The sequence below is a fragment of the Celeribacter baekdonensis genome (genome assembly GCF_003047105.1).
Classification (GTDB): domain Bacteria; phylum Pseudomonadota; class Alphaproteobacteria; order Rhodobacterales; family Rhodobacteraceae; genus Celeribacter; species Celeribacter baekdonensis_B.
On sequence record NZ_CP028475.1, the window covers coordinates 608,955 to 635,648 of the forward strand.

The 26,694-nt window shown below is 57.9% G+C and carries 26 protein-coding genes and 1 pseudogene; 5 read left to right on the forward strand and 22 right to left on the reverse strand.

Annotation, left to right across the window (positions count from 1 at the left end; all coding sequences use genetic code 11):
* The first annotated feature begins 62 nt into the window (after positions 1-62).
* A complete protein-coding gene (gene cysE / locus DA792_RS06440) occupies positions 63-875 on the forward strand; it encodes a serine O-acetyltransferase (RefSeq protein WP_107719137.1) in 813 nt (270 codons plus the stop codon).
* A gap of 127 nt (positions 876-1,002) precedes the next feature.
* Here the strand turns inward: cysE and DA792_RS06445 are convergent, their stop codons facing one another.
* The 7 genes from DA792_RS06445 to DA792_RS06475 all read right to left on the reverse strand — a co-directional run bounded on the left by DA792_RS06445 (position 1,003) and on the right by DA792_RS06475 (position 8,459).
* On the reverse strand, positions 1,003-2,310 hold the full coding sequence (locus DA792_RS06445; RefSeq protein ID WP_107719139.1) for a pyruvate dehydrogenase complex dihydrolipoamide acetyltransferase: 1,308 nt from the start codon (positions 2,308-2,310) through the stop codon (positions 1,003-1,005).
* Positions 2,311-2,322: 12 nt separating this feature from the next.
* Positions 2,323-3,696, reverse strand: coding sequence for a pyruvate dehydrogenase complex E1 component subunit beta (locus tag DA792_RS06450; RefSeq protein WP_107719141.1), 1,374 nt, complete (start codon positions 3,694-3,696; stop codon positions 2,323-2,325).
* Positions 3,697-3,715: 19 nt separating this feature from the next.
* Positions 3,716-4,741 carry a pyruvate dehydrogenase (acetyl-transferring) E1 component subunit alpha gene (gene pdhA / locus DA792_RS06455; protein ID WP_107719143.1) on the reverse strand — a complete coding sequence of 342 codons (1,026 nt, stop codon included), beginning with the start codon at positions 4,739-4,741 and terminating at the stop codon, positions 3,716-3,718.
* Between the two features lie 157 nt (positions 4,742-4,898).
* Complete coding sequence (locus DA792_RS06460; protein WP_107719146.1) at positions 4,899-5,507, reverse strand: lytic transglycosylase; 609 nt, start codon at positions 5,505-5,507, stop codon at positions 4,899-4,901.
* Between the two features lie 58 nt (positions 5,508-5,565).
* The gene (locus DA792_RS06465) at positions 5,566-5,868 is read right to left on the reverse strand and encodes an FtsB family cell division protein (protein WP_107719148.1); all 303 of its coding nucleotides are present in this window, start codon (positions 5,866-5,868) and stop codon (positions 5,566-5,568) included.
* 210 nt (positions 5,869-6,078) lie between these two features.
* Positions 6,079-6,972: a fructose bisphosphate aldolase gene (locus DA792_RS06470; protein ID WP_107719151.1), complete on the reverse strand. Its 894-nt coding sequence runs from the start codon at positions 6,970-6,972 to the stop codon at positions 6,079-6,081.
* A 299-nt stretch (positions 6,973-7,271) separates the two neighbouring features.
* Positions 7,272-8,459, reverse strand: coding sequence for a phosphoglycerate kinase (locus DA792_RS06475; protein WP_107719153.1), 1,188 nt, complete (start codon positions 8,457-8,459; stop codon positions 7,272-7,274).
* A gap of 161 nt (positions 8,460-8,620) precedes the next feature.
* On the opposite strand from DA792_RS06475, the gene DA792_RS06480 reads away from it, so the two are divergent.
* Together DA792_RS06480 and DA792_RS06485 are read left to right on the forward strand one after the other, a co-directional pair.
* Positions 8,621-9,127, forward strand: a complete 507-nt coding sequence (locus tag DA792_RS06480; RefSeq protein WP_009571360.1) for a peptidylprolyl isomerase — start codon at positions 8,621-8,623, stop codon at positions 9,125-9,127.
* Positions 9,120-9,680: a peptidylprolyl isomerase gene (locus DA792_RS06485; RefSeq protein WP_107719155.1), complete on the forward strand. Its 561-nt coding sequence runs from the start codon at positions 9,120-9,122 to the stop codon at positions 9,678-9,680. Before DA792_RS06480 ends, DA792_RS06485 begins: the two co-directional genes overlap by 8 nt.
* 62 nt (positions 9,681-9,742) lie before the next feature.
* On the opposite strand, the gene DA792_RS06490 is transcribed toward DA792_RS06485, so the two are convergent.
* A complete protein-coding gene (locus tag DA792_RS06490; RefSeq protein ID WP_107719157.1) occupies positions 9,743-10,648 on the reverse strand; it encodes a hypothetical protein in 906 nt (301 codons plus the stop codon).
* Positions 10,649-10,794: 146 nt separating this feature from the next.
* The gene (gene tyrS, locus DA792_RS06495) at positions 10,795-12,087 is read right to left on the reverse strand and encodes a tyrosine--tRNA ligase (RefSeq protein ID WP_107719159.1); all 1,293 of its coding nucleotides are present in this window, start codon (positions 12,085-12,087) and stop codon (positions 10,795-10,797) included.
* A gap of 71 nt (positions 12,088-12,158) precedes the next feature.
* On the opposite strand from tyrS, the gene DA792_RS06500 reads away from it, so the two are divergent.
* On the forward strand, positions 12,159-13,271 hold the full coding sequence (locus DA792_RS06500) for an anhydro-N-acetylmuramic acid kinase (RefSeq protein ID WP_107719161.1): 1,113 nt from the start codon (positions 12,159-12,161) through the stop codon (positions 13,269-13,271).
* Positions 13,272-13,352: 81 nt separating this feature from the next.
* Here the strand turns inward: DA792_RS06500 and DA792_RS06505 are convergent, their stop codons facing one another.
* The 10 genes and pseudogenes from DA792_RS06505 to DA792_RS06550 form a co-directional block, all read right to left on the reverse strand.
* The gene (locus DA792_RS06505; protein WP_107719163.1) at positions 13,353-13,865 is read right to left on the reverse strand and encodes a DUF1097 domain-containing protein; all 513 of its coding nucleotides are present in this window, start codon (positions 13,863-13,865) and stop codon (positions 13,353-13,355) included.
* Positions 13,866-14,427: 562 nt separating this feature from the next.
* A pseudogene (locus DA792_RS06510) lies at positions 14,428-14,856 on the reverse strand (cupin domain-containing protein); the annotation flags it as partial.
* Between the two features lie 12 nt (positions 14,857-14,868).
* Positions 14,869-15,489 carry a GNAT family N-acetyltransferase gene (locus tag DA792_RS06515; RefSeq protein WP_254679371.1) on the reverse strand — a complete coding sequence of 207 codons (621 nt, stop codon included), beginning with the start codon at positions 15,487-15,489 and terminating at the stop codon, positions 14,869-14,871.
* A gap of 11 nt (positions 15,490-15,500) precedes the next feature.
* Positions 15,501-16,610: a hypothetical protein gene (locus tag DA792_RS06520; protein ID WP_107719165.1), complete on the reverse strand. Its 1,110-nt coding sequence runs from the start codon at positions 16,608-16,610 to the stop codon at positions 15,501-15,503.
* Positions 16,611-16,710: 100 nt separating this feature from the next.
* Complete coding sequence (gene eno / locus DA792_RS06525) at positions 16,711-17,988, reverse strand: phosphopyruvate hydratase (RefSeq protein WP_107719167.1); 1,278 nt, start codon at positions 17,986-17,988, stop codon at positions 16,711-16,713.
* A 393-nt stretch (positions 17,989-18,381) separates the two neighbouring features.
* On the reverse strand, positions 18,382-19,293 hold the full coding sequence (locus tag DA792_RS06530; protein ID WP_107719169.1) for a DMT family transporter: 912 nt from the start codon (positions 19,291-19,293) through the stop codon (positions 18,382-18,384).
* A gap of 102 nt (positions 19,294-19,395) precedes the next feature.
* Positions 19,396-19,806: a Fur family transcriptional regulator gene (locus DA792_RS06535; protein ID WP_107719171.1), complete on the reverse strand. Its 411-nt coding sequence runs from the start codon at positions 19,804-19,806 to the stop codon at positions 19,396-19,398.
* A gap of 114 nt (positions 19,807-19,920) precedes the next feature.
* A complete protein-coding gene (locus DA792_RS06540) occupies positions 19,921-20,754 on the reverse strand; it encodes a PhzF family phenazine biosynthesis protein (protein WP_107719173.1) in 834 nt (277 codons plus the stop codon).
* Positions 20,751-22,019, reverse strand: coding sequence for a cation:proton antiporter (locus DA792_RS06545; RefSeq protein WP_107719175.1), 1,269 nt, complete (start codon positions 22,017-22,019; stop codon positions 20,751-20,753). The genes DA792_RS06540 and DA792_RS06545 overlap by 4 nt, the downstream gene beginning before the upstream one ends.
* A 55-nt stretch (positions 22,020-22,074) precedes the next feature.
* The gene (locus DA792_RS06550) at positions 22,075-22,776 is read right to left on the reverse strand and encodes an endonuclease/exonuclease/phosphatase family protein (protein WP_107719177.1); all 702 of its coding nucleotides are present in this window, start codon (positions 22,774-22,776) and stop codon (positions 22,075-22,077) included.
* A gap of 114 nt (positions 22,777-22,890) precedes the next feature.
* Here DA792_RS06550 and DA792_RS06555 point away from each other — a divergent pair, with 114 nt between their 5' ends.
* On the forward strand, positions 22,891-23,559 hold the full coding sequence (locus tag DA792_RS06555) for a hypothetical protein (protein ID WP_107719179.1): 669 nt from the start codon (positions 22,891-22,893) through the stop codon (positions 23,557-23,559).
* Positions 23,560-23,590: 31 nt separating this feature from the next.
* Here the strand turns inward: DA792_RS06555 and DA792_RS06560 are convergent, their stop codons facing one another.
* The 3 genes from DA792_RS06560 to DA792_RS06570 form a co-directional block, all read right to left on the reverse strand.
* Complete coding sequence (locus tag DA792_RS06560; protein ID WP_107719181.1) at positions 23,591-25,003, reverse strand: protein adenylyltransferase SelO; 1,413 nt, start codon at positions 25,001-25,003, stop codon at positions 23,591-23,593.
* 28 nt (positions 25,004-25,031) lie between these two features.
* The gene (locus DA792_RS06565; protein WP_107719183.1) at positions 25,032-25,997 is read right to left on the reverse strand and encodes a nucleoside hydrolase; all 966 of its coding nucleotides are present in this window, start codon (positions 25,995-25,997) and stop codon (positions 25,032-25,034) included.
* Between the two features lie 99 nt (positions 25,998-26,096).
* Positions 26,097-26,597 (reverse strand): hypothetical protein, encoded by a 501-nt coding sequence (locus tag DA792_RS06570; RefSeq protein ID WP_107719185.1) that lies wholly within the window; start codon positions 26,595-26,597, stop codon positions 26,097-26,099.
* Positions 26,598-26,694 lie beyond the last annotated feature (97 nt).

Consider the following 26,694-nt stretch of genomic DNA (forward strand, 5'->3'; position numbering starts at 1 on the left):
CACTCTTGTTCTTTTAGAATCCCGCCTATCTATAGTAAGCTCTCTCAAAAGAGGAAAAGCGCATGGCCAAAACACGCACGCACCTGTCCAAACTCGATCCTGTTTGGACCCAAATCGTTTCCGAGGCCCGTCAGGCCGTGGACGCAGAGCCTCTGTTGGGCGGGATGGTGCATGCCTGTATCCTGCATCACGAAACGCTTGAGGCCGCTTTGGCCTATCGCATCGCGCAAAAAATGGCCTCTGGCGAGATGTCCGAACAGCTCATCCGCGAAATTGCTGACGCTGCCTATGCCTCTGACCCGTCCTTGGCTGACTCCGCACGCGCCGATATCTCCGCCGTTTATGAGCGTGATCCGGCCTGTCATCGTTACATCCAACCTTTGCTTTATTTCAAAGGATTCCAAGCCATTCAGGCCCACCGCGTTGCCAATTGGCTCTGGCGCGAAGGTCGCCGTGATCTGGCCTATTTCTTCCAAATGCGGATGTCCGAACAATTTTCCGTCGACATCCATCCCGCTTGTCGCATCGGCAAAGGCCTGTTCCTCGATCACGCGCATTCTCTGGTCTTTGGCGAAACTGCCGTCATTGGCGACAATGTGTCGATCCTGCATGACGTGACCTTGGGCGGCACCGGCAAAGAGGACGAAGACCGTCATCCGAAAATCGGCGATGGCGTCCTGATCGGCGCTGGTGCCAAAGTGCTCGGCAACATCAAAATCGGTTGCTGCTCGCGCATCGCTGCTGGTTCCGTTGTCTTGGCCGACGTCCCGCCCGCCACCACGGTTGCGGGTGTTCCGGCCAAAGTCGTGGGCGAGGCGGGCTGTTCGCAACCGTCGGTGTCGATGAACCAACTCATCGGCGCGCGCGACAAATAAACTTTATTCAATCCTAAATAAAAAACGCCCCGCTGGACATGTCCGGCGGGGCGTTTTTGTGTGCCATGTTTTGTGTGCCATGAAGGTGTCGTAAATGCGCGGTGAACTGTCTTCGCCGCGCGTTCACTTACGCCAGCATCGCCACCGGATTCTCAAGATTATCAACGATGGCTTTGAGCAAATTCGCCCCCAAAGCCCCGTCAATCACCCGGTGATCCACAGACATCGTCACGCTCATCACGGTCGCAACTGTCAACTCGCCATCTTCGCCCACAACCGGCTTTTTCACACCTGCGCCGACAGCCAAAATGCCCGCATGCGGCGGGTTCACGATGGCGTCGAAATTGTCGATGCCGAACATGCCGAGGTTGGAGATTGCGAACGACCCCCCTTGGTATTCATGCGGCGCGAGCTTGCGGTCGCGGGCTCGGTGGGCGAGGTCCTTCATCTCTTTCGAGAGCGCTGAAAGGGATTTCATGTCGGAGTCTCTGAGCACCGGCGTGAACAGCCCACCCTCAATTGCCACAGCCACAGCCACATCTGACGACTTCATCTGCAACACACGATCACCAGCCCAAACGGCGTTGGCCTCGGGGACCTCTTGCAGCGCATTGGCGACGGCTTTGATGATGAAATCATTGACCGAAAGTTTCACACCCTTGCCGGTGAGCTGATGGTTCAACTCAGCGCGGAATTTCAGCAATGCGTCGAGTTTGATGTCGCGGCGCAGGTAGAAATGCGGGATGGTCTGTTTCGCTTCGGTCAAACGCGCGGCAATGGTTTTGCGCATGCCGTCGAGTTTGATCTCCTCGTAGTCGCGATCCGCGTACATCTTCGCAACCATATCGGCGGTCGGACCCGTTGGAGCCGCTTTCGCAGGGGCGGCCTCGGTGGTTGCGGAGGCTTTCGGAGCCTCCGCTTTCGGTGCCGCCGTGGCGTTTTCAACATCGGCTTTCACGATCCGGCCTTTCGGGCCAGATCCGCTCATGGTGGCCAGATCGAGACCCTTTTGCGCCGCAATCCGACGCGCCAAAGGTGAGGCAAAGATGCGCTCGCCGGAGGCCGCAACCGGAGCTGCCGGGGCAGGGGCCGCAGCACTGACCTCTGCCTTCGGAGCCTCCGCCGGAGCCGTTTCTGTCGCCGCGGCAGGGGCGGGAGCCGCCCCCATGTTGCCCATCGCAGAGGCGTCTTCGCCCTCTTCCAACAGGATCGCGATGGCCACATTGACCTTCACGCCCTCAGTGCCTTCTGACACAAGGATCTTGCCGATGACACCTTCGTCCACCGCCTCGAATTCCATCGTCGCCTTGTCGGTTTCGATCTCTGCGATCACATCGCCAGAGGTGACCGTGTCGCCCTCTTTGACCAACCATTTCGCCAAAGTGCCTTCCTCCATCGTCGGGGAGAGCGCGGGCATAAGTAGTTCAATTGCCATTGTCTTTTCTCCTTAACGGTAGGTGACGTCTTTGACGGCCTGGATCACGTCAGCCGTGGTCACAAGCGCGAGTTTTTCCAAATTGGCGGCGTAGGGCATTGGCACATCTTTGCCCGCACAGGTGATCACCGGCGCGTCGAGATAATCAAACGCCTTTTGCATGATCACAGACGAGATGTGATTGCCGATGGAGCCCACTGGGAAGCCTTCTTCGACGGTCACGCAGCGGTTGGTCTTCATCACCGAGGCAATCACCGTGTCATAGTCGATCGGGCGCAGGGTGCGCAGGTCGATGACCTCGGCGGAGATGCCCTCTTCGGCCAGTTTGTCGGCGGCTTCCAACGCATAGGTCATGCCGATGCCAAAGGAGACGATGGTCACATCCGTGCCCTCGCGCCAAATCCGCGCCTTGCCGAACGGGATGGTGAAATCGTCCATCACCGGCACTTCAAACGACTTCCCATAAAGGATTTCGTTTTCGAGAAAGATCACCGGGTTCGGATCGCGGATCGCGGTTTTCATCAGGCCTTTATAGTCGGCTGCCGAGTAAGGCATGACCACTTTCAGACCCGGAATATGCGCATACCATGCGGCATAACATTGCGAGTGCTGTGCGCCCACACGAGCGGCTGCACCGTTCGGACCCCGAAACACCATCGGTGCGCCCATCTGACCGCCAGACATATATAGCGTCTTGGCGGCAGAGTTGATCAGGTGATCAATCGCCTGCATTGCAAAGTTAAAGGTCATGAATTCAACGATCGGCCGCAAGCCACCAAAGGCCGCGCCCGTTGCGATCCCGGCAAAGCCGTGCTCGGTGATTGGCGTGTCGATGATGCGTTTCGAACCAAACTCGTCCAACATGCCTTGGGAGATTTTATAGGCGCCTTGGTATTCGGCCACCTCTTCGCCCATCAAAAACACGCTGTCGTCGCGACGCATCTCTTCGGACATCGCGTCACGCAAGGCTTCGCGCACCGTTTGTTGTTTCATCTCCGTGCCAGCCGGGTAATCCGGCTCAACCGCTTTCGATACAATCGGTGCGGCGGCCTTGGCGGGCGCTTTGGTCGGGGCAGGGGCCGCAGCCTCAACCGGTGCCGCCTCTTCAGACGGGGCAGAGGCAGACAGGTCGGAGGCGTCTTCGCCCTCTTCCACGAGGATCGCGATCGGGGTGTTCACTTTCACACCCTCCGTGCCTTCCGCGATCAGGATTTTCCCCATGATCCCTTCGTCCACGGCTTCGAATTCCATCGTTGCCTTGTCGGTTTCAATTTCCGCGATAATGTCGCCGGAGGACACTGTGTCCCCCTCTTTGACGAGCCATTTCGCAAGCGTGCCTTCCTCCATGGTTGGAGACAGCGCGGGCATCAGCAGTTCGGTAGCCATTGTCGTCTATCCTCCCAAATCAGGCGTCATGCTGCGGAATTTCATCCGCATAAATGTCAGTCCAAAGTTCGCTCAGCGCCGGTTCCGGGCTTTCTTTCGCGAACTCAGCAGAGGCGTTCACCACCGCTTTGATGTCTTTGTCGATGGCTTTGAGATCGTCTTCCGTGGCGTGGTTGCCGGTCAACAGAATGGACCGCACGGCCTCAATCGGATCGCGCTCTTCACGCATCTTTTGGACCTCTTCGCGGGTCCGGTATTTCGCCGGGTCGGACATCGAGTGGCCACGATAGCGATAGGTTTTGACTTCAAGAATGTAGGGGCCTTTGCCTGCGCGGCAATGCGCCACGGCGCGCTCTGAGGCGTCTTTGACCGCCAAAACATCCATGCCGTCGACCTCTTCGCCTTCGATCCCGTAGGCTGCTCCGCGACCCCAATAGCTTGGCGATTTGGTCGAGCGTTGGGTCGAGGTGCCCATGGCGTATTGGTTGTTTTCGATGACGAAAATCACCGGCAAATCCCAAATTTCGGCCATGTTATAGGTCTCAGCAACCTGACCTTGGTTCGCTGCGCCATCGCCAAAATAGGCGAAGGTCACATTGTCATTGCCTTTGTATTTGTCGGAAAAGGCCAGCCCCGCACCCAGCGGCACTTGTGCGCCGACAATGCCATGGCCGCCATAGAAATGCTTCTCCTTCGAGAACATATGCATGGAGCCGCCTTTGCCTTTGGAATAACCGCCTTCGCGCCCGGTCAATTCGGCCATCACCCCTTTCGGGTCCATGCCGCAGGCCAACATATGGCCGTGGTCACGATACGAGGTGATGCGTTTGTCGCCCTCTTTGGTTGCGGCCTCAAGCCCAACCACAACCGCCTCTTGGCCGATGTAGAGGTGACAAAAACCGCCGATCAGGCCCATGCCATACAATTGGCCAGCCTTTTCTTCAAAACGGCGAATAAGAAGCATATCCTTGTAATAGGCGAGCAATTCGTCTTTTGAGACGTTCGCTTTGCTCGCCGGCGTGGATGCTGATTTCCGGGTTGCCATATGGCCTCCTCCTCCAAAGTCCGACATATAGTTTAGTGTTAAACTATATGATACAGACGCAACGTCACGAATGCACGGGTTTTTTGAGTTGCAATTTGGGATGCAGCTATGCACCTAAGGAATGGCTTTGTCTGGGGGATGGCTATGTCTGGTGGCCTTAGCGACAGCTTATAAGCTGTGCCTCATAGCGCGCTGCGCGCACAGCGACCGCGTCGGCAGTACTCAAAAGCCAGGATTTGCTCAGGTGAGTGCCGCGACGGTAGCCCGTTCGGCCTTCGTGATAGGCCAGATAGCTGTTGCGGGCGTCGCTGTTTGAAATGCCAAGGGCGGAGTTGTTGCCGCTGACATACCAACCGATGAAATCGGCGGCGTCTCGGATGTTGCTCCGGCTTGCGCCCGCGCGCCCCGGTCCATCGCGATACTCGTCCCATGTTCCGTCGAGCGCCTGCGCATAGCCGCGTGCCGAGCTGGCGCGGCCTTTGGGGATGATACCAAGGGCATAGCGCTTGGGCGGGCGGGCCGTCGCGCGAAAGGTGGATTCTTGATAAATCAACGCCATTTGCACCGGAATTGCGACGCCCCATTTGCGTTCTGACGCTTTGAGTGCCTGCCGATAATGCGGCCGTTCTTTGAAAATCGAACAGGCGTTTTCGGGGTCGCGTGGTGGAGTGCCTCCGCCGCTGCACGCCATGAGTGCGCCAAGCAAAAGGGCCGCAAATCCCAATTTGGAGCGGCGCGTCAGTCGGGTCGGAAACGTGGTTTTCATGTCGGGACTCGTTTTGCTCGTGTGTCCTTGGTGATCCGCCTTTGGGTCCGGCATTGGCTTAGCGAATGACGATCTCATCCGAACGCAGATAGCCCAAAATATCGCGGGCCTGTTCGTCCAGAAGGTCAAGATCAAGATAGCTGTCTGACAGGCGCATCGTTTTATTGCGCATCACCGCCAGATCGGCGTCAAGTTGGCCGCTCACCGTCTGCAAATCCGACAATTCAGCCTCGATTTGCAGGCGGCGAAAGAGCCCGTATTCACCCTGCACGGAGGCAAAAGTGAAATAGCCACCCAAGGTGACAATCACGCCAGTGTACAAAAGTACGGCCAGCGACGGACGTTTGCGCGGATGAGCCATGATAGGCTTCTTGCCTTTGTATGATAGGTGCTTTTGGCACCGGTACTGCCTCAAAACGGGCCACCTCATTGGTTGGGTCGCTCCGTAACTCTCTTATGACACAAGTGATTCGCTGTGTGAATCCCAAAAACGAATCATCGGCGGAAAAAAGCTCTCAAAAACAAATCGCCCCAGAATGGAGCGCTTTGCTGTCTTGTTATAGAGGCGGGCTCAGCCGGCGATGGAGGCGGCGTGGATGCTGTCCACGGCTACCTGCAGCATGGCGTCAAACTCCGCGTCGCTTTGTTTGGCGTTCAAGCCTTCGGACAGAGCGCGCGAGAAGGACGCGATCATGCCGGTGTTTTGGCTCAGGATGGCGTTGGCGTCATCGCGGGAATAGCCGCCTGAGAGGGCCACAACCTTCAAAACACGCGGGTGATCGACCAGCGGTTTGTAGAAATTCGCCACGGTGGGCAGCGACAGCTTCAACATCACCTTTTTGCTCTCATCCAAAGCGTCGAGATGGGCCAGAATTTCGTCACGCAGGATCGCTTCGGCCTCGGCCTTATCCGCAATGGTGATGGTCACTTCTGGCTCAAGGATTGGCATCAGACCCGCGGCAATCACTTGCTCGCCGATCTCAAATTGCTGCGCCACAACCGCTTTGATCCCAGCCGGGTTGGCGGCATTGATCACTGAGCGCTCTTTGGTGCCAAACACGCCCAATTTGAACGCGCGCGCCAAAAGGTCGTCCAGACCCGGCATCGGCTTCATCAATTGAACGCCATTTTCCTCGGACTCAAGCCCTTTGTCGATTTTCAAAAACGGCACAACGCCCTTTTCTTCCCAAAGGTAATGCGAGGTCGGTTTGCCCGCCACATCGCGGTCCATCGTCATTTCAAACAGGATCGCACCGATCACTTTTTCGCCGGTAAACGCCGGAGATTGCATGATCCGCGACCGCATCGCATGCACCGCGTCAAACATTTCCGCTTCGCCGTTATAATCGCTTTCCTCAACGCCATAGAGTTTCAGCGCCTTGGGTGTCGAGCCACCCGATTGGTCCAGTGCTGCAATAAAGCCTTGGCCTTCGCTCATCTTGGCGGTCATTTGTTCAATAGACATCTGTATCCTCTTTTGGCTCACTCGTTGCTCACTTGGCCCCTCATCAAAGGGGAGGCTGCGGGTCTTGCTCCGGGTTACCGTGCCCTGCGGTTTGTCGCAATCGTGGTGGCGCTAACATTTTGGATGATTGCGCTCACGGCCCCATCGCGTCACACCCTAGGCGTTTTTGCAGGCAAAGGATTTGATTTGGAGCAACAGAGGGCCACATCGTCGCCATGCAATCTCACAACAGCCCCCAAACGAAAAAAGGCCCCCCGGATCATCCGAGCGGGCCTTGTCATGTGTTGAATGCAGGACGTTTAACCGAGTGCCACAACCCCCGGAAGCGCTTTGCCTTCCATCCACTCAAGGAACGCGCCGCCTGCGGTTGAAATATAGGTGAACCCATCGGCAGAACCCGACATGTTGATCGCCGACACCGTGTCGCCGCCACCGGCCACCGAAATCAGCTTGCCGGCTTTGGTCTGCGCCTCGATTTCCGCCAACATCGCGAAGGTGCCGGTGTGGAATGGGGTCAATTCAAACACGCCCAGCGGGCCATTCATGATCAATGTTTTTGCCTCGTCAATGATCTCGTTGATGCGTTTGACCGACGATGGCCCGGCATCAAAAATCATTGCATCGCTCGGACATTCTGTCACCGGAACGACCTCATTGGCCGCATTCGCTTTGAATTCGCGCGCCACGACCACGTCGATGGGCAACACAATCTCACACCCCGCCTCATCGGCCTTTTTCACGATCTCAAGCGCGGTTTCCGCCAGATCATGTTCGCACAAGGATTTGCCAACATCGACGCCCTCTGCGGCCAGAAATGTGTTGGCCATGCCGCCGCCGATGATGAGATAATCGACCTTGCGCACGAGATTTCCCAACAAATCCAGTTTGGTGGACACTTTCGCCCCACCGACCACAGCCACCACCGGACGCTCCGGCGTGGCCAAAGCGGCCTCAAGCGCGGAAAGTTCCGCCTGCATCAACCGACCAGCGCAGCAGGGTAGAAGTTTTGCCAAGGCTTCGGTCGAGGCATGAGCGCGGTGTGCGGCCGAGAAGGCGTCATTGACATAGACATCGCCCAAAGCGGCCAGGGAGGCGGCGAATTGCGGATCATTCTTGGTCTCACCCTCATGGAATCGGGTGTTTTCCAGCAAAAGCACCTCACCCACACCAAGCTCGGCCACCGCCGTTTTCGCCGGGGCGCCAATGCAGTCGCTGGAAAATTTCACCGGCACACCCAAGACTTTCGCCACGGCATCCGTGATCAACCCAAGGCTCATCTCGGGGACAACCTGACCTTTGGGGCGACCAAAATGCGCCATCAACACAGGTTTGCCGCCTTTGGCCAAAATATCGTCGATCGTTGGTTTGATCCGTTCGATCCGGGTGGCGTCGGTGACATGGCCCGCCTCAAAGGGGACGTTGATGTCCACCCGTGTGAGCACCACTTTGCCGTCCAAATCCATGTCGTCGAGGGTTTTCCATGCCATGTTTGCGTCCTTTCGGGGAGGTTGCAGCATCTTTGGCCCTTGTTTGCGCTTTAGACACGCTTTCGTCAACTCTGGGTTACCCCACTGCGCACTCTTGCCTCTTTCCCTCGCGCGCGTGCCGCTTTAGAGTGCGCTGAATTTATGATGGTGAGGAGGCTTCCATGGCCGAAATTAAAGATCCCGAAAACACGATTATCCTGACGCTTGAAAATGGCGAAGTGGTCATCGAGCTGATGCCTGAAATCGCGCCGAAACATTGCGACCGGATGAAAGAACTGGCCCGTTCCGGTGCCTATGATGGCGTTGTGTTCCACCGCGTGATTGACGGATTCATGGCCCAAACCGGCGATGTGCAATTTGGCAACAAAACCAAAGACTACGAGCCGCGTCGCGCTGGCACGGGCGCGTCCGATCTGCCCAATGTTGAGGCCGAATTCTCCGGTATTCCGCATGATCGCGGCACCATCGGTGCAGCCCGCGCCCAAAACCCGAACTCTGCCAACTCGCAGTTTTTCATCAACTTTTCCGACAACCATTTCCTCAATCGCCAATACACGGTCTATGGTCGGGTGATTTCGGGCATGGACGCCGTGGATAAAATCACCCGTGGCGAGCCGCCGCGCGACCCCGATGTCATGGTCTCCATGAAGGTGGCCGCCGATGTTTAAATCCGCTCTGACAGCTCTGGCCATTTGCGTGGCCGCGCCGAGCTTTGCGACGGGTCTCGACATCACGGTTGAAGGCGAGGCCAATGGCGTGGTTCATATCGACCTGTTCGACGATGTGGCCCCCGGTCATGTCGCTCAAATCACCGCTCTGGCCAATGAAGGTGCCTATGACAATGTGGTGTTTCACCGCGTGATCGACGGTTTCATGGCGCAGACCGGAGATGTCGAATTTGGCAAAATGGACAAAGACGGCTTTTCTATGCAGATGGCCGGACGTGGCGGGTCGCATTTTGATGATTTGAAAGCCGAGTTTTCCGACAAAAGCTTTGACACCGGCGTCGTCGGCATGGCGCGGTCGCAAAACCCGAACAGCGCCAATGCCCAGTTCTTCATCATGTTTGCTCCCGCGCCGCATCTTGATGGTCAATACACGGTGGTTGGTCAGGTGACCCAAGGGATGGATGTGGTCAACGCGATCAAGCGCGGCACAGGTCCAAACGGGGCCGTGATCGGCGCACCGGATGTGATGAAATCGGTCAAAGTCACCGATTGAGCCAAGACAAAATTGAAACGATCAAAGGGCGCTTTCGGGCGCCCTTTGATATGCGCAGCCGCTTAAAATTCGAACCGCAATCCCGCCATAAACGCGCTTTGCGTGTCCGTATAGGACGCCGCCGCATTCAAAGACCATGCCTCGCCAAGCCCGACCTGCGCCCCCAGCGCCACAAGCGCTTGATCCGGGTCCGAGAGCGGCACAGAGAGGATCTCGCTCAGGGTCACACGCGCCCCAACCGGATGGCGATAGGCCAGCTCAAATTCCGTGCCCGCCGCATTGGCCCCGCTATAAAACAGGCCTGCTGAGGCCGCGCCTTGCCCAATGTCGCGGTTCAGTTGCAGTTTCGCATTGGCTTTGGTCCTGTCGCCATCGACCAGTTCAAGGGCGGCCTCGACGCTCATATCGGAGAGATCCATACGCCCGGCGACACCTAAGATGTAGACGTCATAGTCATCAATGTAATGCAGCGACATCGCCGCGCCGTCGCGGGTGTAAGAGGCCCCAAGCGGCAGGTATTTCTGCTCGGTGATCGTGCCATCCGTGGCGCGGCTGAGGCCCATATCACTGCGTTCAAGGGCCGCCGACAGAAACACATCGGTGAGGGCGGGGCGGGCAAAGAGATCATAGGCCGGACGCGGATTGCCAACTGAAAACCGTTCCCCTTGTGCGGTTGTCCAGGTGACAGCGGCGTAGGTCTCGTGCAGGCGTCCAAGACTGCCAAACGCACCAAAGCTCAGGCCTAGGCCATCCCCGGGCGTCGACCAAGTGCCATTGCCGCCGAAGGTCAGGCCCTCGTCCTTTGAACTGTGATCAAGCCCATCCGTGGCACCCAACATCACCCAACCCTCGCCAAGCAACCAAGACTCCGCACGTGCGGTGCCGGTCAGTGATGCGCCAAGGCACAGGCCGAACCAAAGAGAGGTGAGCGCAATCTGGGCGCGGTGAGAGGATTTGCAACAGGTCATAGACCCAATATGTCCTGTGCCGCCATCGCATTCAAGTTTCAGTGATGCGGTCTGTGTGCACATTCGAGTGAAGCATAAAAATGCCGCGCCCAGTTGGAAAAGGGCGCGGCAGAGTGTTCGTTTTATGGTCAAATCCGACCGGTGTTTCAGGCTTTCAACGTCACCAAAGCGTGGCGTTTCTTGCCAGCAGAGAGTTTCAGCGGCGTGCCAAGATCGGCGGCGGTGATCAACAGACCTGCGTCCTTGTGATCGGTATCGTTCACCTTGGCACCGTTGTCGGCAAACAGGCGTTTGGCCTCTTTGCCTGTGCCCACAAGCCCCGAGCGCACAAACAATTGCACGATGGAAATCCCGTCGCCAATCTCTTCTGCACTCAGTTCCAAAGTCGGAAGGTCATCGCCCATTCCGCCCTTTTCAAACACTTCGCGTGCCGTGGCCTCGGCCGCCGCTGCGGCCTCAGCGCCGTGCAAAAGCGTGGTGACCTCATTGGCCAAAATGATTTTCGCGGCGTTGATGTCAGAGCCTTCCAACGCGCCAAGGCGATCACATTCTTCCACCGGCAATTCGGTGTAGAGTTTCAAAAACCGTCCCGTGTCCGCATCCGTGGTGTTGCGCCAGAATTGCCAGAACTCATAGGGCGACAACATATCCGGGTTCAACCAAATCGCCCCGCCTTGGGATTTGCCCATCTTTTTACCGTCCGACGTGGTCAAAAGCGGTGTGGTCAGGCCAAAGATTTCATTGTCCAGCACGCGCCGGGTCAGGTCGATGCCGTTGACAATATTGCCCCACTGATCCGATCCGCCCATCTGCAACAAACAGCCATAGCGGCGGTTCAATTCCAGGAAATCATAGGCCTGAAGGATCATGTAGTTGAATTCGAGGAAGGACAGGCTTTGTTCCCGGTCCAGACGCGATTTCACGCTCTCAAACGACAACATCCGGTTGACCGAAAAATGCCGCCCGATGTCGCGCAGGAACTCAAGGTAGTTGAGCTGATCGAGCCACTCGGCATTGTTGCGCATCAAGGCGCCATTGTTATGCCCTACCGCTTCGCTACTTGAGGGCGCGGCCTTCCCCTCGTCCTTATAATCAAGGTAGCGTGCAAACACCCGCTGCATCCTGTCGATATTGGCGTCGATCTGTTCAGAGGTCAGCAAAGGCCGCTCATCGGCGCGAAACGAGGGATCGCCCACTTTGGTGGTGCCGCCGCCCATCAGGGTGATCGGTTGGTTGCCGGTCTTTTGGAACCAGCGCAGCAACATGATGTTGAGCAGGTGCCCGACATGCAAGGACGACGCCGTGGCGTCATAGCCGATATAGGCGGTGACCATCCCTTTGTTCAGATAATCGTCCAGCTCTTGCAGGTTGGTGCAGTCGGCCAGGAACCCGCGTTCCATGATGATACGCAGAAAGTCTGATTTAGGATGGTAGGTCATCGGTCACATTTCCGTTCAAAGGGTCAGCGCGGCCTGATATATCCGGGCAAAGGCCAAAGGGAAAGAGTGTCATGCGCGGTATCAGTAAAGCAGAGCCAATCTGGGTGGCCGGATGTATGTCCGGCACCTCGTTGGATGGGGTCGATGTGGCCATGGTTCTGACCGATGGGGTGGAGATTTTCGCGTTTGGCGACAGTTATTTTCGCCCCTATAGCGAGCCGGAACAGGCGTTGTTTCGTGCCGAGTTGGGGCTTTGGGCCGCCTCGACGGAGCTGTGTGAGTTGATAGAGACCGCCCATGCTGAAGCCCTGTCCAATCTCAAAGGGTTTGATCTTATTGGCTTTCATGGTCAAACACTGGCCCATGACCCGGATCATGGCCGCACCTATCAAGCAGGCGATGGCGCGGTTTTGGCTGAGCTGTTCGACGTGCCTGTGGTTTGGGATTTTCGCAGTGCGGATGTGGACATGGGCGGGCAGGGCGCGCCGCTTGCGCCGTTTTACCATCATGCCTTAGCGCGCCACATTGGCGCGACATCCCCGGTGGCTTTTCTTAATATGGGTGGGGTTGGCAATCTCACTTGGGTCGATCCGCGCATCGCCGATCCTGCAAGCCCCGGCGCTTTGCTGGCCTTTGATACAGGTCCGGCCAATGCTCCGGTCAATGATCTGATGCGCGCACGACGCGGCATGGCCTATGATGCCAATGGCGCATTCGCCGCCTTGGGCACGCCTGATATGGCCATCGTGACGGCAGGGCTGGAGCTTCCGTATTTCTACAAAATGCCACCCAAGTCTCTGGATCGGAATGATTTTCATGGCGTCATTGATGCGGTTTCGGCGCTCTCAGACGCCGATGCTGTCGCCACTTTGACCGCATTCGCCGCCGCCGGTGTTGCGCGGGCAATGGATCATTGTCCAACCCCGCCGAGCGCGCTTTATGTCACCGGCGGAGGGCGGCACAACACGACTTTGATGACCATGCTCGCCGCCGGGGTTGCCGGTGATCTTGAGTGCCCGGTGCTTCCGGTCGAAGTGGTTGGTTTGGATGGGGATATGTTGGAGGCTCAGGCCTTTGCCTTTCTCGCCATGCGCGTCAAACGCGGTTTGCCGACCTCATGTCCCGCGACCACCGGGGTGCGCGCGGCGATCGGCGGCGGACGGGTGTCGAAGCCCAGCCCATAAATCCAGCCCATAAACTCTGGGCTTGCCACGAAAACACCCCCGATCCACGCCGGACGGGGGTGTCTTACCTTTCAGATCGCTTTAGGCGGCTTCTGTCGCGCCAGATTTTGCGGTCAACAGGCCCGCACCCTTTTCAGAGACAAAGCCAAACAACGTGCCGATGATCATCGACACCAGGACCATCACTGTGGCCTGCGCGGAGGCGGCCAGATCGCCAATCGCCACGCCGGACAAAAGCGCAAAGCCCGCCGTTGCCGCATAGCCGTAAACCGCCGCCGGGATGGTCGCCAAGGCCGGAAGATGCGCGCCCAGCACAAGCACCACAACCGACAGGCCGACGATGATTGAGGTCACGGCGACAGACCCGCCAACCGTTGCCACAACAAACAAGGCGGCCGTTGCGACAACCGCGCCCCAAGCGTGATTGATGGCACATTTGCCGATGGAGGAGGCGGTGCCCCCGGTGTGATAATAGGCACCCCAGCCAATAAAGAGCGCCCAAACTTGTAGACCCAATCCGGTCCCAAGGCAGAGATATGTGGCGACAGACGCCAGCACGCCGATAGAAATCGCCAAAGCGTTGATAAGATTCATGTGACTTTCCTCCCAGTCGGTTCGAGGCGCTTTTGTCCTGTCTCCCCCTTAGGTGTCCCTCAGGTCTTTCACAGTGCGCCTCTTACTTTGAACCTAGAGGGCAGCAACCGTGGGCGGCTATCGGGACCATGGTGGGTCGGGTCTTGCGACCGACCCGACCAAAGGCGCGGATGCAGCTGCGGCATATGCGGGCGGATTTATTGGGAAAATGACGTTTGTGCGGAAGGTCTGAGCACAATCTTTGGTGTGGGGCTGGGGAATGTCGTCTTGGAACGTGGCTGGCGGACAGGCAGAGCGGCGGGACCCCCCCATTCCGTCCTGACCGACCAGCGCTTACTCAACCAAACCATCGGGACAGGCAAACACACCACACGCTCCCGCACTCTTTAACTGACACTAAGTTAACCTAACGTCAGTTTAGGGCTAGTGCGGGAATCCTTACCTTTGGAAAGAAGTTGCGGGGAAAAAGGGCGCGACTTTCCCCGTCCTCTCGGCCCGCAGGCGTTTCTTCCGGCTTTTTGGCGTTTTTCCTGACGGATCCCCCGCGCCGAAGCTCAGGCGCGGGGATGTCAAACCCGCGAGGGGCCAGTTCAAACCCCTCAAACCGGAAACCGGGCGAGACCGTACAGCCCACCAGCGTATAGTCGCCCGTGCTGCGGGCGGCTTGCCAAACCCCTTTTGGAACAATCTGTTGCGGCTCTTGGTCCTGTGTAAAATCAGGCCCTAACATCACATCCCGTGCCGGGCCTCTGTCCGTTTCGGACAGTGACAGGACCAGCGGTGCCCCTGCGTAGTAGTGCCAGATTTCGACCGCATCAACGCGGTGCCAATGGCTGTTTTCGCCCGCTTTCAGCAGGAAATAGATGCAGGTTCCCGCCGGACGTGCGCCATCTTTGGCCTCTGCCACCCATGTCTGGCGAAAATATCCGCCCTCGGGATGTGGCTGTAAATTCAGGCGTTGGATCAGTGCGTCGGCGGTGGGGGCGCTCATGGAAAATCTCTCTCAAATCTTGGGAATATGTCCGGCCGCATCGCCCCGCACCGGCCCATTCATGCGCGGGTCGTCCATCACTTCGATAGCGCGGCCGTAGGGAACAAAGCCTGAGCGGATATAAAATCCCACCGCCTGCGGGCTATCAAGCGTACAGGTGTGTACGAACAGCCGCCTGATCGGGCGCTTGAACGCCAAATCCAAGGCCCGCTCCATCATCCACCGTCCCGCACCCGTGCCGATCAGCTCTTTCGAGAGGCCAAAAAACGCAAGCTCCGTGTTGTCCGGGTCGCGGAAGTCCAATTCCAACAGCCCCAAGTCCCGCCCATCTTTGCGCAACGCATAGACCTCGACATCCTTGTGATGCAGGATCGCCGCCAGCGCCGCATCCTCCATATACAGCCGCGAGAACCACAACCAATCCTCGCCAACCGCGCGATACAGCCCGCGATACCACGCCAAATCCGCCGCCTCATAGGCCAGCAAGGTCACGCCCTCAGGCACCGCCACATCGCGCGGCGCGGGGCGTTGAGACATCTCAAGATACGTTACCACCGCCGCCAGCTTGCCGGAGGGGAGGGGATGGAGGCCGTCAGGAAGAGGCGAGGCGGGGAGAGGGGATGTGTGGGTCATGGGATGCTTATTTAGGAGTTGTCAGTAGGGTGGTAATCGTCTGGATTGGACCATTCTTTAAAGTCGAGAATGTTGTCGAGGCAATGAACGTTCTCAGAAGGCACTGATAGAATTGTCTCCCAAAACACTTTGGCGGTTACGGCGTTATCTTCAACTACATCTCCCTCATCGGACAGAGGATAATGTGTTGATTCGCTCCATTCAATGACGTGAATCGGGCCTTCGCGCTTCTCTCTGATCAGTTCGTTTAAGTGAAGGTCGAGGCCGCTATACCCAAAAAGAATAATCTCTTCTGCGTCGGCAATGCACTTTGGAAGCCGATTGTCCCAATAGTCAGATAGGATTTCTGAGCGACGGATGATGGTTTCTTTGTCATTGCGGTTTGCAAGAACGATATGGCGTTGCAATGTTCTGGTGGAGGCCGCAACCTCGCTCCTATTTAGCTTTCGAGCATCGGTGTCGCTTACGTACAATGGTGATCCGTGTAGGTGCAGGTAGTATCCGCAGTCGCCTTTATAGCTGAAAGTCTCAGGGGTGAACGACCCCCTTAGAAAACCATCTCGAAGATAGGGAGCATTGTTCGTGCCTTCTGTGGCTTTTTGTGATAGTGAGAAATTGACCACATCATTACCTTCTTGGATACGGTGGCCGTCAACAAACGGGGCATAAAGTAAGTCGTCATAGTTAAGTGTCGCGACGTGAGAGCGTGTATCGCGGATGAAGCAGATAAGGTTGGTTAAGAAATCATTCCAAATTTCCTTTTTTTCTTCTGGTATACAGTAGCTGTATAGCTCGTATGCCACTTCAAAAACGTACTTATTTAATGTGCCGGGGTAATTGAGTGCATCGTCCTTGAACCATTCGTTGAGAGCTTCATCCCCTAGCTCAGCCCGAAACGACGACAAATAAGCGAGCGCAACTTGTGCCGTCGCAAGTTCATCTTCATTTTTGGGGCCTGTGGCCGTTTCAATACCTTTTAATGAACCAAGTGTCGTCTTCTCGCCCTCTGCAAGCCGAGTGGGGCAGGTCCAGACGCGCGTCATAGCATTCGTAAGAAGAAAATGGCCTGGGTTGAGCGCCATGCCTAACCCGTTGCCAAAGATAATCAATTTTTTCGGCATGTAAATTCACCACTTAAGAATATAAAAAGCCCCACCATTTGGCGGGGCTTTCGTTGTTTCGTCAAGCGCAGCAAGCACATGCTTGCCGTGGCTCACGGCCTTACTTCTTCAAAATCGACCGCCCGGCATATTCCGCCGTTGCGCCCAATTGTTCCTCGATGCGGATCAACTGGTTGTATTTGGCCATCCGGTCAGACCGCGACAGCGAGCCGGTTTTGATTTGGCCACAGTTGGTCGCCACAGCCAGATCGGCGATGGTGGCGTCTTCGGTTTCGCCGGAGCGGTGCGACATCACGTTGGTGTAGCGGGCGCGGTGGGCCATATCGACGGCTTTGAGGGTTTCCGACAGGGTGCCGATCTGGTTGACTTTGACCAGCATCGAGTTGGCCACGCCCTGCGCAATGCCGTCGGCCAAGCGCACCGGGTTGGTCACGAACAGATCGTCACCGACGAGTTGCACGCTGTCGCCCAGTTTCTCGGTCAACAGTTTCCAACCGGCCCAATCGTCCTCGGCCATGCCGTCTTCGATCGAGATGATCGGGTAATCGGCACAAAGCGCGGCAAGGTAATCGGCGTTCTCGGCGGAGGTCAAAGATTTGCCTTCGCCCTTCATTTCATATTTGCCATCGACGTAATATTCGGTCGAGGCGGCGTCCAGCGCGAGGTAGATGTCCTCGCCCGGTTTGTAGCCGGCTTTCTCAATGGATTTCATGATGAAATCAAGCGCTTCGCGGGCGGAGTTGATGGCGGGCGCAAAGCCACCCTCGTCGCCGATCCCGGTGTTGTAGCCCGCCGCGGAAAGCTCTTTTTTCAGCGTGTGGAACACTTCGGAGCCCATGCGGATGGCCTCTTTGATGGTCGCGGCAGAGACCGGCATGATCATGAATTCCTGAATGTCGATCGGGTTGTCGGCATGTTCGCCGCCGTTGATGATGTTCATCATCGGCACCGGCAGGATGCGCGCGGACGACCCACCGATGTAACGGTAGAGCGGCAGGGCGGAGTAATCGGCGGCGGCTTTGGCACAGGCCAAAGAGACGCCCAAAATGGCGTTGGCGCCAAGGCGGGATTTGTTCGGCGTGCCGTCGAGTTCCATCATCACCGCGTCGATGGCTTCTTGCTCGGTGGCATCCATACCGACGAGCGCTTCCAAAATCTCGCCATTGACCGCAGCCACAGCTTCCAAAACGCCTTTGCCCATGTAACGGGATTTATCGCCGTCGCGTTTTTCATTGGCTTCATGCGCGCCGGTCGAGGCCCCTGACGGGACAGCGGCGCGGCCCATGGTGCCGTCTTCCAGAATAACGTCGACTTCGACGGTGGGGTTGCCCCGGCTGTCAAGAATTTCGCGGCCGATGATGTCGATGATGGTGCTCATGGCGGAGGTCCCTTTGTGAGATTGGGTAGCATGGGTGTTCGGCGCAAGTCTCGCGCGTCACGTTGGTGCTTTGATACCAGTCAAGACGCGCGCGTCAACAATTGAGCGCTAACATCGCGCGCTTCTTTGGGGGTTGTATGACAGAAGTGGCGTTAGCGGTAACTGATTTGGGTCAAAGTGGGGGGATCGGACGCAAGTGGTTCGTCATGGTTTGGGCAAATGGTGCATTTGAGCCCTACGCAGACGGACCTCACTTTGGCTTATCCTGTGCATACTCAGGGTATTTAACGCAAATTTCATAGACGAAGTCGTTGTCTATAGTCGCAATCAACTCCGCATATTTCCGTCGCAGATCACGCCTTTCATCCATGTTTTCACTTCATCAGGTCCCCCTCAAAACCCGTGTGTTTGCACCTCATCGGCCAGCGTCGCCACCGACAGCCGCGCCAGTTTGCGTTCGCGCAGGTAGGCGTAGAGGCCGGAGGCGATGATCAGCGTGGAGCCGAGGTAGGTCATCAGGTCGGGTCGTTCGCCAAACACCACGATCCCCACCAACATGGTGAACACCAGACGGGTGTAGCGAAAGGGGGTGACAGCGGAGGCATCGCCCAATCGCATCCCGGCCACGATACAGGCATAGCCAATGGTGCCAAACACGATCCCGGCGAGGACCATCAGCGCCTCAGGGGTATCGGGCCTTACCGGCGGCGTGCCGGGGGTGAGCGCAAGCATTGCGATGGATGCAACGGCGACCGTCAGATAGGCCTGAAACGACACCACATTGGAGGGCACCGCAGCGTCCATAACGCGGGTCATCAGGTCGCGGATCGCCACGGAAAGGACGGCCACGAGCACCCACAAGGCCTCAGGTTCAAAGCCGGAAAGTCCGGGGCGGATGATCATCAAAACTCCGATGAAGCCGATGACAATCGCCATCCAGCGCCGCCAGCCGACGGATTCATTCAAAAACAAAGCCGCTCCCATGGTCACGACCAAAGGCATGGATTGAAACACGGCACCGACGGTGGAAATATCGACCAAAGACAACGCTGTGGCAAAGGACAACGCGGCAAAGGCTTCGGTTCCGGCGCGGGCCAAAACCATAGGCCGCCAATTGCGTCGGGCAAAAATCACATTGCCCTTGATCCGCGCAATGAGGCCAAAAGCCAGACAGCTCCCAATCGCGATCAACGCCAAAATCTCGCCCACGGGTAGGGTCTCCGAGAGACGTTTGATAAACATATCCTCGACCGTGAAACTGGCCATAGCGGCGACGACGAGGAGGATGGCATTGAGATTGTTCATCGGGGCGGCCCTTTGTGTTGCTTTCCCGCTTGCCGTGTTCTGGCGCCTCTCGCAAGCCCTCACCCCGGATCAAAGCCGCAGATGGGGGATGCAAAAAAGGGGTCAGGGCTTTTTGCGCACACCATAAAGTTCAAAGCGATGGCCCTTAAGATCATAGCCCAGCCGATCTGCGATCTGTTTTTGAAGGGCCTCGATTTCTGGGTCGACAAATTCGATCACTTGGCCGGTTTCGATGTCGATCAGGTGATCGTGATGGGCGCGATCTGCGGCCTCATAACGGGCACGACCATCACCAAAGGCCAGCTTTTCCAAAATTCCGCGCTCTTCAAACAATTTCACCGTGCGGTATACCGTGGCCAGCGAAATGCCCTGATCCTTGGCGGCGGCGCGCCGATGCAATTCTTCGACATCGGGATGATCCTGCGCTTCTTCGAGCACAGAGACAATCACGCGACGCTGTTCGGTCAGGCGCAGCCCCTTGGCCTCGCAACGAGATAGGATCGTGGTGGACATCGGGCCTCCGGGTGAATGTGGGTCTAGGGTAGAAAAACGGGCCGGAATGGTCCAGCCCGCTTTTTGCTCGCTCGGATGAAAAGGCGGTTTGCGGCGCAGGGCCTATCTGGGCGGCTAAAAGCAGAGCTGTCCTTGCATCATTCGGACCGCGTGACCTTGGATGGTCACGGCCTTTGGCGTGGCGGTCACGAAGATGCGGGAGGCGCGCCCCATGTCTTCGCCTTGGTGGATCACCAAAGACAGATCGCGCCCCAGGTCCTCACAGAGCAAACGCCCTAACGCCGCCGCCGCAGATCCGGTCGCGGGGTCTTCGGGAATATTATCCAACGGCGCAAACATCCGCATGTGGATCGTCTCGCCATCGCGCACATAGGGCGCCAGAGCAAAATCCAGGCCCTCGGGGTGGCGGGCGTGACCGTCGCGCAGGGCCGCAATGTCGAGGGTGATGCGCGACAGAGCCGCCCGCGAAGTCAATTCGACAAAGGTAAAGGGCAAACCCATGCTGGCCATCACCGGGGCGGTGGCCAGATCGGACACCATAAGGCCCAAAGCGCGTGCCACCAAGTCGGGGGCGGGCTCCGCGAGGATGTCCAGCGGCTGCGACGCGGTAAACGCGGCGGTGCCATCCTTGGCCTCCGCTGCGATCACCCCAACGGGCAATTCCAACCGCATTTGCGGCCCGTGCCCCAACTCGGAGAGCGCCACAGCCGCACCGATGGTTGGATGTCCGGCAAAGGGCACCTCCATCGTTGGTGTAAAGATCCGCAGGCGAGCGGTGTTGGCCGGGTCTTGTGGCGGTAAAAGAAACACCGTTTCGGAATAGTTGAATTCCCGCGCAATCTTTTGCAACTGATCCTCGGGCAGATGTGCCGCATCGGGGATCACCGCCAAAGGATTGCCGCCAAAAGGACGATCGGTGAAGACATCATAGGTCAGATAGGTCGTCATACGTTCAACCCCGGTTCGCGGCCCACACGTTTGGCCAATTTGGCCACTGTCAGGCCCTGAACGATGATCGAAAACACCACGACGATATAGGTCGCGGTCAGGATCACCGGCTTCCATTCACTGTCCGGCAGTGAGAGGGCGAGCGCCACCGAGATGCCGCCCTTCAGCCCGCCCCATGTCATGATCGGGATGGTGCCTTTGGAAAAGGACCGAAACGGTTTGAGCAACAGCACAGGCACGGCCACGGAGGTGAGGCGGGCCAAAAGCGCCAGAAGGATCGCCATTGCGCCGCCCAAAACCGACGACATGTCAAAGGCCACGGCAAAGACTTCAAAGCCGATCATCAAGAACAGGATGGCGTTGAGGATCTCGTCAATCATCTTCCAAAACGCATCGACATAGCGCCGGGTTTCCTCCGACATGCCGTATTTTGCGCCGACATCACCGATCAACAGCCCGGCACAGACCGCCATGATCGGCGCAGAGACTTCCAGCGCCACGGCAAGCTCGTAGCCGCCAAACGCCAGCCCGAGGGTGATCAACACCTCCAGCGCGTAATCATCAATCAACCGCATGACGCGGAAGGTCAGCCAGCCCAAAATCAGCCCCAAAAGCGCGCCGCCAATGGCCTCTTGAGCAAAGAGTTTCGCCGCGCCTTGCACCGCATTGTCCGAACCATGCGCATCGCCATGTCCTCCCGTCACCCCAAAGGCCAATCCAACCAAAACAAGGTAAACCACATAGCCAACCCCATCATTGAACAGGCTTTCTCCGGCGATTTTGGTCTCAAGACTTTTCGGCAAAGACGCCTGACGCAACACGCCCAACACGGCCACCGGATCGGTCGGCGAAATCAGCGCCCCAAAGGTCAGCGCGATCAACAACGGCATCCCGGTCATCCAGCTAAAGCCCACGCCAACCACCACGGTTGAGAGGCCCACGCCCAAGGTGGCCATCAAAAACACCGGCACCCATTGTGCGCGCAAATCCGAGGTTTTGACATGCAATGCCCCTGCAAACAGCAACAGGCCCAACATGCCCTCCAGCAATGTGTCCGAGAAATCAAAGGCCATGACCTCGGAGCGGATGGTTTCTTCGACCAGAGAGGCGGGGAAAATCGCGTCCAACCCGATGACCACCAGCGAGGCGATCAGGGCGACGACGAGGATGCCGATGGAGGAGGGGAGTTTGAGAAAAAGGTAATTGATCGCGCCAAACGCGCCGGCGAGGACGATCAAAAGCGAGGCGATTTGCAGAAGTGTCATAAGGGAGAGCCTTTGTCAGTCAATCCCGTCTGTTTATCAGGCGAGGCGCGCGCGCCTAGGGGAAAGTTTGCGCACCCCGCTGTGCCACATCGGCCCAGATCGGCAAATGATCGGAGGCCCGACGCGACAGGAGCGTTTCCATCACCCCGGCGTCGCGCATGTCAAGCTCCCCGGTGAGAGCGATCCGGTCCAGCGCGGCCATCGGGCGCGCGGCGTGAAAGCTGCGACCGGGGGCAAGAATGTCAAAGGCGTCGCGCAGCGGATCGAGACCTCTGTGCGCGGACCATTCGTTGAAATCGCCCAAGATCACCGTGGGGCGGGTGTCAAACGCGCGCAATTGATCAAGAATGGCATGGAGTTGCTTTTGCCGCGATGCGCGCAACAGCCCAAGATGAACCCCCACAATCCGCAGTCCCGGCAGATCTACGGCCACCGCGCCGCGCGGCTCCAGCCCTGGCAGGGTGAGCCGATGCGTGGCCTCCGCCACCGTCCCTTTGCGCAGCAAAATCGCGTTGCCATGCCATCCCAAAGACACCGGGGAGGTGTTGAGCGGGAGTGCGACAAAATCCGTATGGGTGTCGATCATCCGGGCGGGCAGGGCGGCCGGGCGTGCCCCCAATCGCATGTCGGCCTCTTGTAGCGCCACCACATCGGCATCCATCGTGTTGATCACATCCAAGATACGCCCCGGCGCGCGCAGCCCATCTGTCCCACGGCATTTGCGCAGGTTATACGAGGCGAGGCGCAGTGCGCCCATTTCCTTTGCTGGCATCATAAGAGTAACATAAGATCGCAGACCCCGGATTGCACCCCGTCGACCGGGTCTTGTTTTGGCCGCCCTTTTCGTGCGGCGCTACGATGAAGGACCGCTATGAAACGCTTGCTCAAAAACGCCCGATCTCAGCCATTGGTGATGCGGCTGGTGTGGCTGGCGCTGATTTTTGAATGTTGTGCCGGGCTGATCACGGCGCGCTACACCTCGTCCTTCGTGGCGCTCGGTACTTTTGGGCTGACGCTTTTGCCGATGCTGTTTGCAAAGCGCTATCACATCTACATCCCGCGCTCATTCATGGCCGGGATTGTGCTGTTCCTGTTTGCGACGTTGTTTTTGGGCGAGGTCGGCGATTTCTACAATCGCTATTGGTGGTGGGATGTGGTGCTGCACGCAGGCTCCGCGCTTGGCTTTGGTTTGATCGGGTTTGTCGCGATTTTCATGCTGTTCCAAGGCGATCGCTACGCCGCACCGCCTTGGGCCATCGGCATGTTTGCCTTTTGCTTTGCCATGTCCATCGGCGCGCTCTGGGAGATTTTTGAATACGCGATGGACCAAGCCTTTGGCACCAATATGCAAAAATCCGGCTTGCAAGACACGATGTGGGATTTGATCGTCGATGCGGGGGGCGGCTTGATCGGAGCGATCTCAGGCGCGCTCTATGTGGCGCGTGACCAAGGTTCGCTGTTTGCGGGGCCGTTTGCCGGATTGTTTCGTGATTTCATCACCCGCAATGCCCGTTTGTTTGGCAAATACCGCTCCAAATAACCCGCTCTCTCCCCCGGCCTCTCCTAGCCCCCTAAGTGCCGCAAAACGTCTGCGCCACCACCTCATCCTCGGCGGGCGGTTGGATCAAGTCACGGTCCGCCTCCGCCAGATCAAATGGTGTGGACAACACCCGCACAAGACGCTTTGCCAAACTGTCATCGCCCGCCAAAGAGGCCTCAATCGCCTGCTCAATCCGATGCGTGCGCGGGATCACGGCCGGGTTGGCGCGCGCCATCAGGGCGGCATAATCCGACGGCCGCCGCGCCTGCCAACGCTCAGACCAGCGATCAAATGCCTCGCGATCCAACATCCAATCCCGTGCAGTGCCGTCCGACAAGCCACGGAACACATTGGTGAAATCGGCCCCGTTCTTGGCCATCAAAGCCAACAGATCTTGGATCAAGGCCACATCATCCTCACCCGCATCCGCAAGGCCGATTTTGGCCCCAAACACCTGCCGCCATTCGGCTTGGTAAAGCGCGGGGAAACGGTTCAATGCCTCGGAGAGTGCGTCAATCGCCTGCGCTTGCGACCCAAGTTCGGCCTCCATCAACGGCACAAAGCACGACCCAAGCTGCGCCAGGTTCCAATGCGCGATCGAGGGCTGTTGCTCATAGGCATAGCGGCCCTGTCGGTCGATTGAGGAATACACCGCCTTGGGCGAATAGCCGTCGATAAAGGCGCAGGGCCCATAGTCGATGGTCTCGCCGGAGATGGCCATATTGTCAGTGTTCATCACCCCATGGACAAAGCCCAGTCCCATCCATTTGGCGATCAGGCGTGCCTGAGCCGCAAGGATCGCCTCATAAAGACCCAGCGTGCCGTCAGCTTCGGGGAAATGTCGGGCGCGGACGTGATCGGCGAGACGTTTCACCGCCTCTAAATCCTCTTGCGCGGTGAAATATTGAAACGTGCCGACGCGAATATGACTGGCGGCCACCCGCGTCAGGATCGCGCCGGGAAAGGCGCGTTCGCGTTGCACCCGCGCGCCGGTGCGCACGGCGGCCAAGGCCCGCGTGGTCGGCACTCCGGCGGCCTGCATAAATTCGCTGACGATAAATTCGCGCAACACCGGACCGATCCATGCCCGCCCGTCGCCATTGCGCGAATAGGGGGTGCGGCCCGCGCCTTTGAGCTGGATGTCAAACCGGCCTTGCTCTGTGATCGCCTCGCCCAACAACACCGCGCGCCCGTCACCCAAACGCGGCGACCAGCCACCGAATTGGTGCCCGGCATAGACCTGCGCCAAAGGATCGGCCCCGTCCGGGATCACATTTCCGGCAAACACAGCCGCGTCCCAATCAGAGGCACCCAACTGCGCCGCCAGTTCTGTGTTGAACAACACCATCTCGGGGGCGGGCACCTCTTCGGGGGCGATTTTAGTGAAAAACCGCTCTGGCAGGCGGGCGTAGCTGTTGTCGAATTGGACCTCAGATTGGACCATAGTGCGCCCTCCGTTTCGTGTCACAAGTTTACTTAGCGCATCCGTTCAGTCGCGCCACCCGTTCGGTCAAAAGCGCGAAAAATCCGTCCGCATCCGCCTCGCCCATAAACATCGCATTTGGCGCGCGATCTGTGACCCCCCACCAATCGGCAACGGTCATGCCGCGGGTCAGATCGGAGTGGGTCTCGATCTCGACATTGATAAACCGCCCCGAAAACAAGTCCGGTTTGATCAGATAGGCGATCACGGTCGGATCATGCAGCGGCCCGCCCAGAGAGCCATATTTTTCCACATCGAAGCGCTCAAAAAAGTCCAGCCACCCGGCCACAACATCGCCCAGATGGGTGCCGAAATCGCGAAAGGCCTGAAGCCTCGGCGCGGTCACCAGCACCTTATGGGTGCAATCGAGTGGCATAACGGTTAGTTTGACGCCAGATTTGAACACAATATCAGCGGCTTCTGGGTCAACGTAAATGTTGAATTCGGCGGCGGGAGTGACATTGCCGACCTCAAAATATGCACCCCCCATCAAGACGATTTCCTGAACCTTTTCAACAATATCCGGCGCTTTGTTGAAAGCCGTCGCAATATTGGTCAAAGGCCCCAAAGGACAGAGCGTCACTGTGCCAGCAGGGTGCGCCCGCACTGTGTCGATGATGAAATCAACGCCGTGTTGATCCTGGATCGGCATCTTTGGCTCAGGCAATTCAATGCCGTCCAACCCGGTTTTGCCATGCACATGCTCTGCCGTCACCAACGTATGCGCCAGCGGGCGGTCGCAGCCTTCGAACACTTTGACATCGGGCCGCCCAGCCACTTCGCAGACCTTGCGCGCGTTCTTCGCGGTCAACGCCAAAGGCACGTTTCCGGCAACCACGGTGATGCCGAGGACGTTCACCTCTTCGGGCGAACCAAGCGCCAACAGGATCGCCATGGCGTCGTCTTGGCCCGGATCGGTGTCGATGATGATATTGCGGGGAGAGTTGGGGGACATCGCGCGCCTCTTTGGTATTTCGTCTAGGCGCAGGATGTCTTGGCAGAGCCGGGATGTAAAGGCGGGCCAGAGGCTGGTCCCCGCCGTTTTAGCGCCGTTTTAGCGACGAATTTGACGCGCGCCTGCGGCCCCTTTGACCACGATGGTGCGAATGCCCGCAATCTCTTCGTTCGACAGCGATTTGGCCGCGGTGATCTGACGTTGTGCGGCGGTGCCGGTGGGCGCGTTTGATGTTGGCGGGCGCAGGCGGAACTCATAGGCGGCGACATCGGCCCGATCGGAGGCAACGCGGACCAGTTCGGCATCGAAATAGCCAAGCGTGGGCAAGGTTGCGGTGGCGGTGATGATTGCGCCGGAGGCCGATCTGACCACTGTGACATCCGAAATGACGGGGGCCAAGGGCCGGGTGTCGACGAAATTCGGATAGCCTTTGCGCGGTGCGAGAGACGGCAGGACGGTGACAGCGGTGCCATCATTCAGTACCGTGACAGGTTCGGACTTTCCAAACCAATTCAGGGGGTTGATCCGCGACTCTTTGATCGTGGCACAGCCCGTTACCAACATGAGCACCAGCCCAGAAACAATCACCTGACGCCGCATCGGGCCTCTCCCCATAAATCTCTTTGACCAAGGGCTACCTGAAAACAGCAGGCTTGAAAAGGGCCGCAATCGGCGCGGATGCTGGACCTTCGCCCCC